The sequence below is a fragment of the Photobacterium sp. ABD4_091 genome (genome assembly GCF_056160145.1).
The window spans coordinates 784,106-797,921 of sequence record NZ_JBSWWQ010000001.1; the positions used below are offsets into that span (position 1 = coordinate 784,106).

The 13,816-nt window shown below is 51.7% G+C and carries 14 protein-coding genes; 7 read left to right on the forward strand and 7 right to left on the reverse strand.

What is annotated here, in order from left to right:
* Nucleotides 1-332 precede the first annotated feature (332 nt).
* The 4 genes from ACXAGQ_RS03320 to ACXAGQ_RS03335 all read left to right on the forward strand — a co-directional run bounded on the left by ACXAGQ_RS03320 (nucleotide 333) and on the right by ACXAGQ_RS03335 (nucleotide 3,587).
* On the forward strand, nucleotides 333-1,304 hold the full coding sequence (locus ACXAGQ_RS03320; RefSeq protein ID WP_475254653.1) for an ABC transporter substrate-binding protein: 972 nt from the start codon (nucleotides 333-335) through the stop codon (nucleotides 1,302-1,304).
* 146 nt (nucleotides 1,305-1,450) lie between these two features.
* Nucleotides 1,451-2,389, forward strand: a complete 939-nt coding sequence (locus tag ACXAGQ_RS03325; RefSeq protein ID WP_475251812.1) for an ABC transporter permease — start codon at nucleotides 1,451-1,453, stop codon at nucleotides 2,387-2,389.
* Between the two features lie 6 nt (nucleotides 2,390-2,395).
* The gene (locus ACXAGQ_RS03330) at nucleotides 2,396-3,190 is read left to right on the forward strand and encodes an ABC transporter ATP-binding protein (protein ID WP_475251814.1); all 795 of its coding nucleotides are present in this window, start codon (nucleotides 2,396-2,398) and stop codon (nucleotides 3,188-3,190) included.
* Nucleotides 3,191-3,284: 94 nt separating this feature from the next.
* Nucleotides 3,285-3,587, forward strand: a complete 303-nt coding sequence (locus ACXAGQ_RS03335; protein WP_475251816.1) for a DUF6172 family protein — start codon at nucleotides 3,285-3,287, stop codon at nucleotides 3,585-3,587.
* Nucleotides 3,588-3,669: 82 nt separating this feature from the next.
* Here the strand turns inward: ACXAGQ_RS03335 and yfbV are convergent, their stop codons facing one another.
* The gene (gene yfbV, locus ACXAGQ_RS03340) at nucleotides 3,670-4,122 is read right to left on the reverse strand and encodes a terminus macrodomain insulation protein YfbV (RefSeq protein WP_475251818.1); all 453 of its coding nucleotides are present in this window, start codon (nucleotides 4,120-4,122) and stop codon (nucleotides 3,670-3,672) included.
* Between the two features lie 333 nt (nucleotides 4,123-4,455).
* Between yfbV and ACXAGQ_RS03345 the strand changes: the two genes are divergently transcribed.
* The 3 genes from ACXAGQ_RS03345 to ACXAGQ_RS03355 all read left to right on the forward strand — a co-directional run bounded on the left by ACXAGQ_RS03345 (nucleotide 4,456) and on the right by ACXAGQ_RS03355 (nucleotide 9,581).
* Nucleotides 4,456-5,652: an acetate kinase gene (locus ACXAGQ_RS03345; protein WP_475251820.1), complete on the forward strand. Its 1,197-nt coding sequence runs from the start codon at nucleotides 4,456-4,458 to the stop codon at nucleotides 5,650-5,652.
* A 152-nt stretch (nucleotides 5,653-5,804) separates the two neighbouring features.
* Nucleotides 5,805-7,958 (forward strand): phosphate acetyltransferase, encoded by a 2,154-nt coding sequence (gene pta, locus ACXAGQ_RS03350; RefSeq protein ID WP_370577377.1) that lies wholly within the window; start codon nucleotides 5,805-5,807, stop codon nucleotides 7,956-7,958.
* Between the two features lie 300 nt (nucleotides 7,959-8,258).
* Complete coding sequence (locus tag ACXAGQ_RS03355; RefSeq protein ID WP_475251822.1) at nucleotides 8,259-9,581, forward strand: anaerobic C4-dicarboxylate transporter; 1,323 nt, start codon at nucleotides 8,259-8,261, stop codon at nucleotides 9,579-9,581.
* 135 nt (nucleotides 9,582-9,716) lie between these two features.
* Here ACXAGQ_RS03355 and focA read toward each other — a convergent pair whose 3' ends face one another.
* The 6 genes from focA to ACXAGQ_RS03385 form a co-directional block, all read right to left on the reverse strand.
* Complete coding sequence (gene focA / locus ACXAGQ_RS03360) at nucleotides 9,717-10,562, reverse strand: formate transporter FocA (protein ID WP_475251824.1); 846 nt, start codon at nucleotides 10,560-10,562, stop codon at nucleotides 9,717-9,719.
* Between the two features lie 345 nt (nucleotides 10,563-10,907).
* Nucleotides 10,908-11,456, reverse strand: coding sequence for a phosphodiesterase (gene yfcE, locus ACXAGQ_RS03365; RefSeq protein WP_475251826.1), 549 nt, complete (start codon nucleotides 11,454-11,456; stop codon nucleotides 10,908-10,910).
* A 76-nt stretch (nucleotides 11,457-11,532) separates the two neighbouring features.
* A complete protein-coding gene (locus ACXAGQ_RS03370; RefSeq protein WP_475251828.1) occupies nucleotides 11,533-11,940 on the reverse strand; it encodes a CBS domain-containing protein in 408 nt (135 codons plus the stop codon).
* Nucleotides 11,937-12,287: a P-II family nitrogen regulator gene (locus ACXAGQ_RS03375; protein ID WP_475251830.1), complete on the reverse strand. Its 351-nt coding sequence runs from the start codon at nucleotides 12,285-12,287 to the stop codon at nucleotides 11,937-11,939. The genes ACXAGQ_RS03370 and ACXAGQ_RS03375 overlap by 4 nt, the downstream gene beginning before the upstream one ends.
* Nucleotides 12,277-13,071, reverse strand: a complete 795-nt coding sequence (locus ACXAGQ_RS03380; RefSeq protein WP_475251832.1) for a DUF1538 domain-containing protein — start codon at nucleotides 13,069-13,071, stop codon at nucleotides 12,277-12,279. Before ACXAGQ_RS03380 ends, ACXAGQ_RS03375 begins: the two co-directional genes overlap by 11 nt.
* Nucleotides 13,072-13,081: 10 nt before the next feature.
* Complete coding sequence (locus ACXAGQ_RS03385) at nucleotides 13,082-13,816, reverse strand: DUF1538 family protein (protein WP_475251834.1); 735 nt, start codon at nucleotides 13,814-13,816, stop codon at nucleotides 13,082-13,084.

The following is a 13,816-nucleotide window of genomic DNA, read 5'->3' on the forward strand; positions in this document are numbered from 1 at the left end:
TGATCTGTAGCACAGTTTTTCATAGCGCCATTCCTCCAAGGGAAAAAATATCCTTCGGTCAGTTATAAAAATAACAATAAAGGGTATCTGACTATATTTTGAACAGCAGCCAAACAAACCCTCCAATACATTTCAGTTATTTCACGTACTTCACTATTCCCAGCAGGCATTTCAGTACTATCTCCGCCCTCATTGTTACGACATTGTTAAAACACAGATACCAATTTCATCGCCAATGCGCTAAAACAATATGCCAAACAGTTATTTAATGCCTATAACGGGCTGAGCGACTGGCACAGCCGCCAATCAACAGGGAGTGTATGAGAATGGAATTGAAAAAGAATAAACTGCTAACCGCTATCTGCGTCGCCGCTTCACTGACCATCGCATCGACTTCCGCCACGGCGGCCGATGTTGCCAAAGTCGCCGTCTCGCAAATTGTCGAGCACCCCGCTCTCGATGCGGCTCGCAATGGCCTGCTCGATGGCCTGAAGGAAAAAGGTTACATCGAGGGCGAAAACCTAGAATTCAGCTACCAGACAGCACAAGGCAACCCTGCTATTGCGGTCCAGATTGCCAAGCAGTTTGTGGGTGGGCGCCCTGATGTTTTAGTCGGTATTGCCACCCCGACAGCACAGGCACTTGCCGCTTCTACCCGCTCTATCCCCGTTGTCTTCACTGCCGTCACCGATCCGGTCGGGGCAAAATTAGTCAAAGACATGGACAAACCCGCCCGTAATGTCACCGGATTATCGGATCTGTCCCCCGTCGCCCAGCACGTAGAGTTAATGCAAGAGCTGCTGCCTGAGATGAAAAGCATCGGTGTCGTTTTCAACCCGGGTGAAGCCAATGCGGTAGCCTTGGTCCAGCTGCTCCGTGCTGCTGCTGAAGAGAAAGGCCTAACCGTGGTCGAAGGCACTGCCCTGAAAAGTGCTGACGTACAATCTGCCGCCCAGATTGTCGCAGCCAAAGCCGATGTGATTTATGCCCCAACCGACAACACTGTCGCCAGCGCCATTGACGGGCTGGTCAATGCCGGCAACCAGGCCAAGACCCCTATCGTCGGTGCGTCGACTACCTATATTGAGAACGGTGCCCTTGCCGCCCTTGGCTTCGACTACTACCAAGTCGGTGTGCAGACTGCCGACTATGTCGATGCCTTGCTAAAAGGAAAAACAGTCGCTGAACTGCCGGTAAAAATCGCCAAAGGCTCAGATCTCGCCCTTAACCAGAAAGCCGCTGAAAAGCTGGGGATCAGCTTCCCGAACTCCGTGCTTGAGCGGGCAACGACGATAGAGAAGTAACAGAAGCAGAACTTGGGTCCTGGGTCCTGGGTCCTGGGTCCTGGGTCCTGGGTCCTGGGTCCTGGGTCCTGGGTCCTGGGTCCTGGGTCCTGGGTCCTGGGTAGGACATTTCCCGTACATTACTCATAAAGACAAGGAGAATAAGGATGTCTTTCTTTGCCTTTCTCGGGACGCTTGAAATAGGGCTGGTCTATGGACTGGTCGCCCTCGGCGTCTACCTCACCTTCCGTATTCTGGACTTCCCCGACCTATCAGTCGACGGCAGCTTCCCGATGGGGGCCGCTGTCGCTGCAACGGCGATTATTGCTGGATTCAATCCATGGGCGGCAACACTGCTGGCTATCGCTGCTGGCGGGTTATGCGGCTTGGTCACCGCCTTTCTTGCCGTGCGCTGCGGGATCCTCCACCTGCTGGCCAGCATCCTGACCATGATCGCGGCGTTCTCCATCAATATCCGTATCATGGGCAGCCCAAACCTTTCGCTGCTCGGTGAAGATACCTTGTTTACCCCATTCGAAATACTCGCTTTCGACTATGGGCTGGACGAGGGCATTATGCGCCTCGCGGTAGTGCTGGCCTTGGTGATCGCCAGTGCGTGGGTTATCACCCGCCTGCTGGCCAGTGATTTTGGCCTTGGCTTGCGCGCAACGGGCGTCAACAGCCGCATGGTCAATGCCCAAGGCGGCAACACTGCGCTGTATACCTATTTCGGCCTAGCCCTATCCAACGGGTTTGTGGGTTTTGCCGGCGCACTATTTGCCCAGACCAACAGCTTTGCCGACGTAACCTCGGGGGTCGGGACCATAGTGGTTGGCCTCGCCGCGGTGATCCTCGGCCAGACCCTGCTGCCCGGCCGTAAGATCTGGGTCGCAGTCATTGCCGTGATCCTCGGCTCTATCTTATATCGCCTGGCCGTCGCTTTTGCCCTGAGCAGCGGCATGTTCGGCCTGCAGGCATCAGACCTCAACCTGATCACCGCCCTGCTGGTTGCCATCGCCTTGATCGCCCCGCGCATGAAAGGGCAGCTGAAGCGCAGCAAGAAGAAACCATCCGTCGCCACCAACAAGGCCAGTGCAAGGGGATAAGGCAACATGATAGAACTTGAAGATATCCGCGTAACCTTCAATGAAGGCACTATCCTGGAAAACCAAGCTCTGAAGGGGGTTTCCCTGACGGTACCGGAAAAACAGTTTGTCACCGTGATTGGGTCGAACGGGGCGGGGAAATCGACCTTGCTCGGCGCAGTCAGCGGCGAAACCCCAATGGTGGGAGGGCAAGTACTGATCGACAATATTGATGTCACCCAAAAAAGTGTCCACCAGCGCGCCCAATATGCTGCACGGGTGTTCCAAGACCCGCTGGCCGGCACCTGTGGTTCTCTGACTATCGAGGAGAACATGGCACTGGCTTACAAACGGGGCAGCAACCGCAGCTGGAGGCTTGCCCTGTCTTCCCAGCGGCGCAAGCTATTCCAGGAGCGGATCAGCATTCTCGGCCTCGGCCTTGAAGACCGCCTCGGCGATAGTATCGGGTTATTGTCTGGCGGCCAGCGCCAAGCCGTGAGCCTAGTGATGGCAACACTGGCTGACAGCAAGCTATTGCTGCTCGATGAGCATACCGCCGCGCTGGATCCCCGGATGGCCGCCTTCGTCCTTGCGCTAACCAATAAAGTCGTGCAGGAGTTCGACCTCACTGTCTTGATGGTCACCCACTCGATGAAAGATGCCCTGGCCTATGGCGAGCGTACTGTCATGCTGCACCAGGGCGAAATCGTCCTCGATGTCGCTGGCGAGGAGCGTAACCAGATGGGCGTCAAAGACTTGTTGGAAATGTTTAGCAAGGTTCGCGGCGAAGAGCTGGCGGACGATAGCCTGCTGCTGAACTAGTGCCGAAATTGCTATTCGCGACCTGCGGCAAATTAAAGTAAAATACCCATCGTGCCCAGCGTGTTCTGGGCCTTATTGATTTTTTAGGAAAACGATGAAAAAAACATTTGCTTTAACTCACCCGAAGAAAGCGGTTCCGCGCGTTGTCGAAGCTGTAAAGTTCGAGGTAAAGAAATACCTCAAGCGTGAACGTAACAAGTCCCTGCCAGCAGGCGCTGACTACTGGGATTTCGACTGTAAATATGGTCACACCGAGCAGGAAGCAAAGGTTATCCACGTTAAAGAAATCAACAAGTGCATTGACGAAGCCGAATCACTGGCGCTTGAGTCTTTCTACTTGGAAATCTTGGCCAAGCCGGCAGTCCGCAACAAGCGCCAAGTTGAAGACGAAGAGTAATCGTCGATAAAAAAAGTAGCCATAGGCTACTTTTTTATCTTTCAATTTAGCGGGGTAGCCCCACTGCCTTTCAATTACCAGCCTAGAACCAGCGTTCCAGCGACGATTTGTCCAATTGCTTGAAAGCACGGTTTAGCACTTGCGCCAACTCTTTATAGCGCGGGCGGCTCTTCAGCGGCTGCAGCGTATACCCTTCACTCACGATCTTGTCATGGATTTCACGGTACCAGGTCGCCAGCGACGGCGGCAAATCGGTACGGCTGCGCTTGCCGAGCCACCACAGCCCCTGCAAGGGCATGCTCAGAGCAAACAGGGCAATGGTGATCGCCTGGGGTAAAGCGTCATAGTTATCAAAGGCCATTTGGCTCAATACACTCATTACCGCAACTGCAGGCATTACCCGCATCGCAAAACGTGTCGCTTTAATATAACGCTGCTCGGGAAACAGGATGGCCAACTCTTTGCGCATTGGCCACGTAGCCATGTAATCCTGGCCATGACGGAAAGCTTGCCAAATAGAATGTTGTTGACTCATAAACCACCAAATTTCAAAAAAAACAGTAAAAATTCAAAACTCGCGATAACAAACTTGATTCAAATTAATTTTTTCTAAAAATACTTTTGTTATATTGCACCACAATCGCTATCCTATGCACGCCTACATTTATTGTTGCCTGTAATCATCGTTCTGGCAACTGAAGGCGCTTCCAAGGATGGCCCAGAATCTGGGTTACACGATTCTATCTTGATACGGATGTAGCACGATTTTGACCCTGATTAGACCGGCTTGTCGAAAAGTCGTCTATCCTATGGGTAATTTTTATTTCAGTTGAATATCAACTTTCAGACAGATTATAGGTAGTCACTCATGTCTAAGCTGGTTTTAGTTCTAAACTGCGGTAGTTCTTCTCTAAAGTTCGCTGTTGTTGACGCGGTATCAGGTGAAGAGCACCTGACAGGTCTTGCAGAATGTCTGCACCTTCCAGAAGCTCGTATCAAGTGGAAACTTGACGGCAAGCACGAAGCTCAACTAGGTGACGGCGCGGCTCACGAAGAAGCTCTAGCGTTCATGGTAGACACAATTCTTGCTTCTAAGCCTGAACTATCTGAAAACCTAAAAGCTATCGGTCACCGTGTAGTACACGGCGGCGAGCAGTTCACTAAGTCTGCACTGATCTGTGAAGACGTACTAAAAGGTATCGAAGACTGTGCAACACTAGCACCTCTTCATAACCCTGCTCACATCATCGGTATCAAGGCCGCTCAGAAGTCTTTCCCTGAGCTGAAGAACGTTGCTGTATTCGACACTGCGTTCCACCAGACTATGCCTGAAGAAGCGTACCTATACGCACTACCGTACAACCTATACAAAGAGCACGGTATCCGTCGCTACGGTATGCACGGTACTTCTCACCTATTCATCACTCGCGAAACTGCGAAGCTGCTAGGTAAGAAAGAAGAAGAGCTAAACATCATCAACTGTCACCTAGGTAACGGTGCTTCAGTTTGTGCAATCAAGAACGGTCAGTCTGTAGATACTTCTATGGGTCTAACTCCTCTTGAAGGCCTAGTAATGGGTACTCGTTGTGGTGACATCGACCCAGCTATCATCTTCCACCTACACGACAACCTAGGTTACTCTGTTGAGAAGATCAACACGATGCTAACTAAAGAGTCTGGCCTACAAGGTCTGACTGAAGTGACTTCTGACTGTCGTTTCGTTGAAGACAACTACGGCGAGAAAGAAGAAGCAACACGTGCAATGGACGTGTTCTGCCACCGTCTAGCTAAGTACGTTGCTGGTTACACAGCTTCTCTAGAAGGTCGCCTAGACGCAATCACTTTCACTGGTGGTATCGGTGAAAACTCTGCACCTATCCGTGAGATGGTTCTAAACCGCCTTGCTATCCTAGGTGTTGAAGTTGACGGTGAAGCTAACCTTAAAGCTCGTTTCGGCGGCGAAGGTGTGATCACTACTGAAAACAGCCGTGTTCCTGCAATGGTTGTTTCAACTAACGAAGAACTAGTTATCGCTGAAGATACAGCTCGTCTAGCTGAAATCTAATCGGTCGATACTGATTCCAACGGCTGGCCTAGGCCGGCCGTTTTTTCATGACTTATGACCTTAGGTCATGCTTTTTTGTGGTGCTGTCCAATACCGGTTCACCCATCGTTATTGCACAGCGCTGTCTTGTTTCAATAGTTGAGGAATCCATAGTGTCCCGTACTATTATGCTTGTTCCGGTTGGCGCCGGTGTTGGTCTTACTAGCGTAAGCCTTGGTGTGCTTCGTGCAATGGAGCGCAAAGGTGTTCGCGTTTCTTTCTTCAAGCCTATCGCCCAGCCTCGTCACGGCGGTGATCAGCCAGATCTAACAACTAACATCATTGCTGCTAACAGCGATATGAAAGTGGCTGAACCTTTCTCAATGGCTTGTGCAGAAGAGCTTATCCGTAACGATAAGAGCGACGTTCTGCTAGAAGACATCGTAGCACGCTTCAAAGAGTCAACCGCTGATTCTGAAGTTGCACTAATCGAAGGTCTTGTTCCAACTCGCAAGCACCCATTTGCTAACCAGATCAACTACGAGATTGCCAAAACTCTAGGTGCGGAAATCGTATTCGTTGTTGCTTCTGGTACAGATAACCCTTCTCAGCTTAAAGAGCGCATCGAAGTAGCATGTTCTAACTTCGGCGGTATCAAGAACAAGCAAATCGCTGGTGTTATCGTTAACAAGCTTAACGCTCCTGTTGACGCAGAAGGCCGTACTCGCCCAGACCTATCTGAAATCTTCGACGACGCTGAAGCGACAGTACCTTCAAACGTTGAAGTTATGCAGGTATTCAACTCTAGCCCTATCCGTGTACTAGGCTGTGCACCTTGGAGCGCTGAGCTGATCGCGACTCGTTCAACTGACATCGCTAAGCACCTGAACGCTGAAATCATCAACGAAGGTGATATCGCAACTCGCCGTATCAAGAGCATCACTTTCTGTGCACGCTCTATCCCGCACATGGTTGAGCACTTCCGCCCTGGCTCTCTGCTAGTAACTTCTGCAGACCGCCCAGACGTTATCGTTGCAGCATGTCTTGCGGCAATGAACGGCGTTGAAATCGGTGCCCTACTGCTTACAGGTGGCTACGAGCTACCTAAGCCAGTTATGGACCTATGTGAGCGCGCATTCGAAACAGGCCTACCTGTTATGACTGCGATGGGTAACACTTGGCAGACATCTCTGAACCTTCAGAGCTTCAGCCTAGAAGTACCAGCTGACGATAAAGAGCGTGTTGAGCTAGTTAACGAATACATGGCAAGCCACATTGACGGCCAGTGGATTGAATCTCTAACTGAAGGTTCAGCTAAAGAGCGTCGCCTAAGCCCACCAGCATTCCGTTACGAGCTAACTGAACTTGCTCGTAAAGCGGCTAAGCGTATCGTTCTGCCAGAAGGCGACGAACCACGTACTGTTAAAGCAGCAGCTATCTGTGCTGAGCGCGGCATCGCTGAATGTGTGCTTCTTGGTAACCCAGAAGAGATCAAGCGTGTTGCTGAGCAGCAGGGCGTAACTCTAGGTGCTGGCGTAACTATCATCAACTCTGATGAAGTACGTGAAAACTACGTTGCTCGCCTGGTAGAGCTTCGTGGCGCTAAAGGCATGACTGATGTTGTTGCCCGTGAAAAACTTCAGGATTCTGTTTTCCTAGGCACTATGATGCTTGAAAACGACGAAGTTGACGGCCTGGTTTCTGGTGCGGTTCACACCACTGCGAACACTATCGTTCCTCCATTCCAGATCATCAAGACTGCACCTGATGCGTCTATCGTATCTTCTGTATTCTTCATGCTACTGCCTGACCAAGTACTGGTATACGGTGACTGTGCGATCAACCCAGATCCAACAGCTGAGCAGCTAGCAGAAATCGCTATCCAATCTGCTGACTCTGCAAAAGCATTCGGCATCGAGCCTCGCGTTGCAATGATCTCTTACTCTACCGGTACTTCTGGTAAGGGTGCAGACGTTGAGAAAGTACGTGAAGCAACCAAGCTTGCTCAAGAGAAGCGTCCTGATCTAGTGATCGACGGTCCTCTACAGTACGATGCTGCGATCATGGAAAACGTTGCTGCTTCTAAGGCGCCTAACTCGCCTGTAGCAGGTAAAGCGACTGTATTCGTATTCCCAGACCTAAACACGGGTAACACGACTTACAAAGCGGTACAGCGTTCTGCAGACCTAGTATCTATCGGTCCAATGCTTCAGGGCATGCGCAAGCCAGTTAACGACCTGTCTCGCGGTGCACTAGTAGACGACATCGTTTACACCGTTGCTCTGACTGCGATCCAGGCAAAACAAGCTGACGACGCTAACAAGTAATTTTTTGTTACTTGCATAACCTTTCAATACCCCGCACTGCGGGGTATTTTTTTATCTGTATAAAATCAGTTGCTTAATAATTACGATGAAATAATATTCAGCCATTTTCATGCATCCAACATCATATGGTGACAGGTATCACAATAACCATATAAAGAGTATAAGTATTCGTTAACAGGATGTTTTTTCGGAACTTGTATACCACTTTTTGTGTATTTGATGGTTTATAAGTCTACCCCATGAACTTAGTGCAGAAGTTCGAGCGGATTGCAACTTATATGAAACAAGGATAATGGAATAATGTTCTGGATACACCTGTTACTACTGCTAGCTGTTATTTTGATCGGTATACGCCACGGCGGTATCGCCTTTGGTCTACTCGGGGGCCTCGGCGTCTCTGTAATGACCTTCGTGTTTGGTATTGCGCCAGGCTCACCGCCTGTTGGCGTTATGCTTATCATCCTCGCGGTCGTTGCCGCCTCTGCCACGCTTGAAGCCACCGGCGGCCTGAAGCTACTGGTTAAATTTGCCGAGCGCCTGCTTCGCAAACACCCTGAGCACGTCGTCTTTCTCGGCCCGATTTGTACTTACTCCCTGACAGTACTAGTAGGTACTGGCCACTCGGTCTACCCGCTGCTGCCTGTTATCTATGATGTCGCCTACAAAAAAGGTATCCGTCCTGAGCGCCCGATGGCAATGGCCACCGTCGCTTCGCAGATGGGTATCACAGCTAGCCCAATCGCAGCGGCTGCGGCTGTTGTAATGGCAACGGCCATGGACAACAACCTGGATATCAACCTGATCAACGTCTTGATGGTCACCATTCCGGCAACCTTCGGCGGCCTATTGATTGCGTGCCTATGGAGCCTGAAGCGCGGTAAAGACTTGGACAAAGACCCTGAATTCCAAGCTCGCCTTGAAGACGAAGAGTTCCGTAACAGCCTAGTTGATCCTGATCAGGAAGGCTCTGCCGAAGAAGAAGCTGAGCACCAGCGTACGGCCAAGAAAGGCCTTACTGTATTCTTGCTGGGTATTCTAGCGGTAGTTGGTATTGCTCTGTTCAGCAAGCAAGTGCTGCCACAAGGCGTCGGCATGTCGGTTGCTATCCAGTTCATGATGCTATCGGTTGGTGCGGTTATCCTACTGACCACTAAAATCTCACCGAAGCGTATCGTCAACAGCAACGTGTTCATTGCCGGTATGAGCGCGGTGATCACCATCTTCGGTATCGCTTGGTTCAGTGACACCATCATCGGCCACCACAAAGAGTACCTAGTTGGCCTGGTGAGCGGTATGGTGAACGTCTACCCATGGACCTTCGCCTTTGCGATGTTCTTCGTCTCTGTGTTCCTGAAGAGCCAGGCAGCCGTACTGACGATTATGATGCCGCTTGGTTTTGCCCTAGGTATCGACCCTGCGGTGCTGATTGGTGTGCTACCAGCGTGTTACGCTTACTTCTTCTTCCCGTTCTACCCAAGTGATCTGGCGGCTATCAGCTTCGACCGCTCGGGCACCACGGCAATCGGTAAGTACGTACTTAACCACAGCTTCATGATCCCTGGCTTTATTGGTGTGGGCTCTGCCACCATCATTGGTTACTTCATCTCTATGATGGTGAACTAAGCCCTATTAATCTGTAGCGAAAATAAAAAAAGGCCGCTACATCCGTAGCGGCCAACATGTCAGACTCGAATCAACACAATTTAAAACACTAACTCAATACCAAGCTAGTAAAACGTAGAACACGGTACTCCCCACTTACTTGCTGCGTAAGTAGATAATCCAATACCCCATACCGACAAACACACCACCACCGATGATGTTCCCCAATGTCACCGGGATCAGGTTATTGATAACAAAATTACTCAAGGTCAAATCGGCAAAGTCAGCCGGGTTCATGCCGGTCATCTGCCAGAACTCAGGCGTTGCAAGATGCTTGATGCCAATAGCCATCGGCACCTGGAACATGTTGGCAATACAGTGCTCGAAGCCCGAGGAAACGAACATCGCCACCGGCAGGATCATCACCAGAATCTTATCGGTCAGAGTGCGGCCACTGAAGGTCATCCATACCGCCACACATACCAGCACGTTACACATGACACCGAGGGCGACCGCCTGGGTAAAGTCATGATGCAGCTTGTGCTGGGCGATTTGCATCGCGTTGATACCTACCGCACCACTGCCGGACATGTACTGCTTGGTCATCAGCATAATGACCACGAGCAACAGTGCCCCGATCAAGTTTCCGATGTACACCACCCCCCAGTTGAGCCACAGGCTCTTCCAGCTGATCTTACCGCTGGCACGGGCTACCAATGTCAGCACCGAACTGGTAAACAGCTCACCTCCGGTGATCACCACCAAGATCAGGCCCAAGCTAAAGGCCAAGCCACCGATAAAGCGGGACATTCCCCACGGCATGTCGCCGGCACCCGTGGTGACCGTGGTGTAGAAAACAAACGCGATACCAATATGCATCCCGGCAGTGATCGCCAGCAGCAACGACTTCATCGGATCTTTGGTGGCCTTGCTTACCCCTACCTCGGCCGCTTTCTCCGCCATCTGTGGCGGTAATAGCGAATCAAACTGATTCTGACACATATTGTTTGGCACCTGACACATCTTGAAACACACAAAATTAAGGAGGCGAGATAGTGGCTTTTATCACACAAATATTCAAGGCTTCATCAAAACAATAATTCGAGATATACGAACGAATTGCTCGGTTATACCGAATCAACAAATATTGTAAACATTGAGCAACAAATCCGTACGCCAAAGATTCAAATAGCGCTAACATGCCGTCACATTGCAACTACATTTATACCCCTATGTGCATAGCTGTAGAATATTATGCAGCGGCTCAAACCAGCAAACCTAAGCGGCCAGGATCAAAAAAGGCGGCTAATTAGCCGCCTTAACCTAAACTGTTGAATAATTTTCCAGTTACACCAACTCAACCTGGCAAATGATCTCGTCATCAAACGACAGCACTTTCAGCGTATTGTCTTCCAGCAGGCCGTAGCTTGCCTGGTACTCGCCACGCGGAATTGTTACTGAACCTGGGTTGTAAACAAAAAGAGATTCTTTCTTTTCAGCAACAGGGAGGTGGGTATGGCCTGACACCACCACGTCGCCATCGCGCAGGCGCGGGTGCTTGTCACCGTTGTAGAGGTGGCCGTGAGTCAGGAACAGGCGGCGGCCATTCGGCAGCAGTACCAGGTTATAGTCGGCCATCATCGGGAAGTCCAACAGCATCTGATCCACATCGCTGTCGCAGTTGCCTCGTACTGCGGTGATCTTCTCGGCATGCTGGTTGAGCTGCTCAGCCACGTCAATCGGTGCATATCCCGCAGGCAATGCATTTCGCGGGCCGTGGTTTAGCACATCACCAAGCAGGATCAGGTGGTCGGCACCACTCTGCTCGAACTTAGCCAGAGTGCGGCGGGTGCTGTCGGCACAGCCGTGGATATCAGAAGCAAAAAACAATTTCATGTCAGGTGATCTTTCTTCGGTACAGGATGCCAGTGATCCTACACCTAAGCCCATGACAATGCCATTGCACGAACGGTTACGATTCTTCCTGCAGCATGCCGTTCAGTACGATGTTGTTGTAACTCACCATACCGATGATATGACCATTTTCAATAACCGGGGCGCGACTGATCCCGAAGCGTTCGAACAAACGGGCACAGTAGCGGACATCCATCGTGGCACTAACTGACAAGGCCGGCTTTGTCATGATTTCGTAGACATTCGTCCGCTCCGGCGAGCGGTCCAGCGCCAGTACCTTCTTGGCAATGTCGTTCATCAGCACGATACCGTACTCATCGTCGTCATTGCGCTTGTTGACGATCAGCGCCTTGACTTGCTTGCGCTTGGCTGTGCGGATCGCCTCGGCCACCGTTGTCAGCCCTTCAACCGTCGCAAAGGTGTCCATCATTACATCCCGTACCCGAACCAAGGTGTCATCACTCATAGCTTCGCCTCAACAACTTTGGTTAACGTTTCAACCTGGTGGGCTACCCCCACCGCATCTTCGATATCGAGCTGGACGGCAATTCCCTGCCCTGAGGAGGAATCAAAATCCCCGACCCGCTCGATAGTTTCCAAAATAGCCCTCGCCAAGTGCTCTTCGACCACAAACAAGATCACATCCCGCTGGACATCCAGCCCGAGGCCGAAAAAGGTCTTCTTCTGGTACAGGCCTTCCCCGCGGGCATTGTTAATCACCGTTGCCCCCGTCGCCCCGGCCTTGCGCGCAGCATCCAGAACCGCATCGGTTTTCGAGTCCTCGACAAAGGCCAATAACAACTTAAATCGCATTTCCTTCTCTCCTCTTAGCCTGCCTTGCCGACAGCTGGGCATAAGCCATTACTGTGATCATCGGAAACAGGCTGGCAAACGCAATGAGCCCGAACCCATCGAGCATCGGGTTTCTTCCCGGCACGGTGGAAGCCAGCCCCAGCCCCAGGGCCGTGACTATCGGTACCGTCACCGTTGATGTCGTCACCCCGCCAGAATCATAGGCCAAGGGAACAATCATTTTGGGTGCAAAGTAGGTCTGCACCACCACCACACAGTAACCCGCCAGAATGTAATAATGGAGCGGGTCGCCGGCCACAATCCGGTAGCTGCCAAGCGAGATCCCCACCGCCACACCCAGCGCCACCGCAACACGCAAGCCGTTAACACTAATGGTATCCCCCGAGACCTGGTTGGCTTTTATCGCCACGGCAATCAGCGAGGGCTCGGCGATGGTGGTGCTAAAACCAATCGCGGCAGCAAAAATGTATACCCAGTAGTACCGGGTCCAGGGGATCACATCCGGGATCCCTTCCCCGCTGTCGAACAGGAAATCCATCGCGGTCAACTGGGCGGCCATAGACTCACCCAGCGGGAACAGTGCCAGCTCGAGGCCGAGCAGGAAAAATGACAGCCCGACCACGACATAAACGAACCCAAGGGCGACCCTCGGCCAGTTGGTAACCGGGCGGCGTAATACCACCAGTTGGAAACCGAAAATGATAACGGCAATCGGCACCACATCGCGCACTGTCATCAGCAAGGTGGAGAAAAAGTGAGGAACAATCCCATTGAGCTCTGTCATCCCAGTCCTCCTAGTGCACCAGCATGCCGTAGGCCATGACGAATATCATCGGTGTCAGCGAGGCAAAGGCGATCAGGCCAAAGCCATCCACTATCGGGTTCCGGCCCTTTATTGATGATGCCAGCCCAACACCGAGTGCAGCCACCAGCGGGACGGTAATGGTCGACGTGGTCACCCCGCCGGAATCATAGGCTATCCCGACAATGGCTGAAGGAGCAAACCAGGTCATGACCATCACCAGCAAATAGCCACCGATGATCATCCGGTGGATTGGCCAGCCTTTTAAGATACGGATCACCCCAAGCATAATGGCAATACCGACCGACAGCGCCACCGTCAAACGCAGGCCTGTCGCATAATCCAGCTGGCTGCTGGCATCGGAGGCTATCAATCCCCCTTCAGCCGCCACCTTGGCGGCCTCTGCCGAAACTGCGGTAAGTGCCGGCTCGGCAATGGTAGTACCAAACCCCAGACAGAACGCGAAGCACAGCAGCCACCATACACTGCCCTTGCTGGCAAAGGATCGCGCCATTGACTCACCGATCGGAAACAGCCCCATTTCCAGCCCGAACACAAACAAAGTCAGGCCGATCACCACAAATGCCAAACCAACTAAGATCGGGCCGAGCTGCGGCATTGGCTGCTGCAACACAACCAATTGGAAGAAGCCTATCACCAGAATAATCGGCAATAAGTCACGCAGGCTAGAAAGCAGGGATTTCAGCAGGGCGAGTACAAACGACAT

What these genes read in the sequence shown, in the direction of transcription:
- ACXAGQ_RS03325 (WP_475251812.1), top strand. Translation starts at nt 1,451, where the DNA reads ATGTCTTTCTTTGCCTTTCTCGGGACGCTTGAAATAGGGCTGGTCTAT.
- ACXAGQ_RS03330 (WP_475251814.1), top strand. Translation starts at nt 2,396, where the DNA reads ATGATAGAACTTGAAGATATCCGCGTAACCTTCAATGAAGGCACTATC.
- ACXAGQ_RS03335 (WP_475251816.1), top strand. Translation starts at nt 3,285, where the DNA reads ATGAAAAAAACATTTGCTTTAACTCACCCGAAGAAAGCGGTTCCGCGC.
- yfbV (WP_475251818.1), bottom strand. Translation starts at nt 4,122, where the DNA reads ATGAGTCAACAACATTCTATTTGGCAAGCTTTCCGTCATGGCCAGGAT.
- ACXAGQ_RS03345 (WP_475251820.1), top strand. Translation starts at nt 4,456, where the DNA reads ATGTCTAAGCTGGTTTTAGTTCTAAACTGCGGTAGTTCTTCTCTAAAG.
- ACXAGQ_RS03355 (WP_475251822.1), top strand. Translation starts at nt 8,259, where the DNA reads ATGTTCTGGATACACCTGTTACTACTGCTAGCTGTTATTTTGATCGGT.
- focA (WP_475251824.1), bottom strand. Translation starts at nt 10,562, where the DNA reads ATGTGTCAGAATCAGTTTGATTCGCTATTACCGCCACAGATGGCGGAG.
- yfcE (WP_475251826.1), bottom strand. Translation starts at nt 11,456, where the DNA reads ATGAAATTGTTTTTTGCTTCTGATATCCACGGCTGTGCCGACAGCACC.
- ACXAGQ_RS03370 (WP_475251828.1), bottom strand. Translation starts at nt 11,940, where the DNA reads ATGAGTGATGACACCTTGGTTCGGGTACGGGATGTAATGATGGACACC.
- ACXAGQ_RS03375 (WP_475251830.1), bottom strand. Translation starts at nt 12,287, where the DNA reads ATGCGATTTAAGTTGTTATTGGCCTTTGTCGAGGACTCGAAAACCGAT.
- ACXAGQ_RS03380 (WP_475251832.1), bottom strand. Translation starts at nt 13,071, where the DNA reads ATGACAGAGCTCAATGGGATTGTTCCTCACTTTTTCTCCACCTTGCTG.
- ACXAGQ_RS03385 (WP_475251834.1), bottom strand. Translation starts at nt 13,816, where the DNA reads ATGTCGTTTGTACTCGCCCTGCTGAAATCCCTGCTTTCTAGCCTGCGT.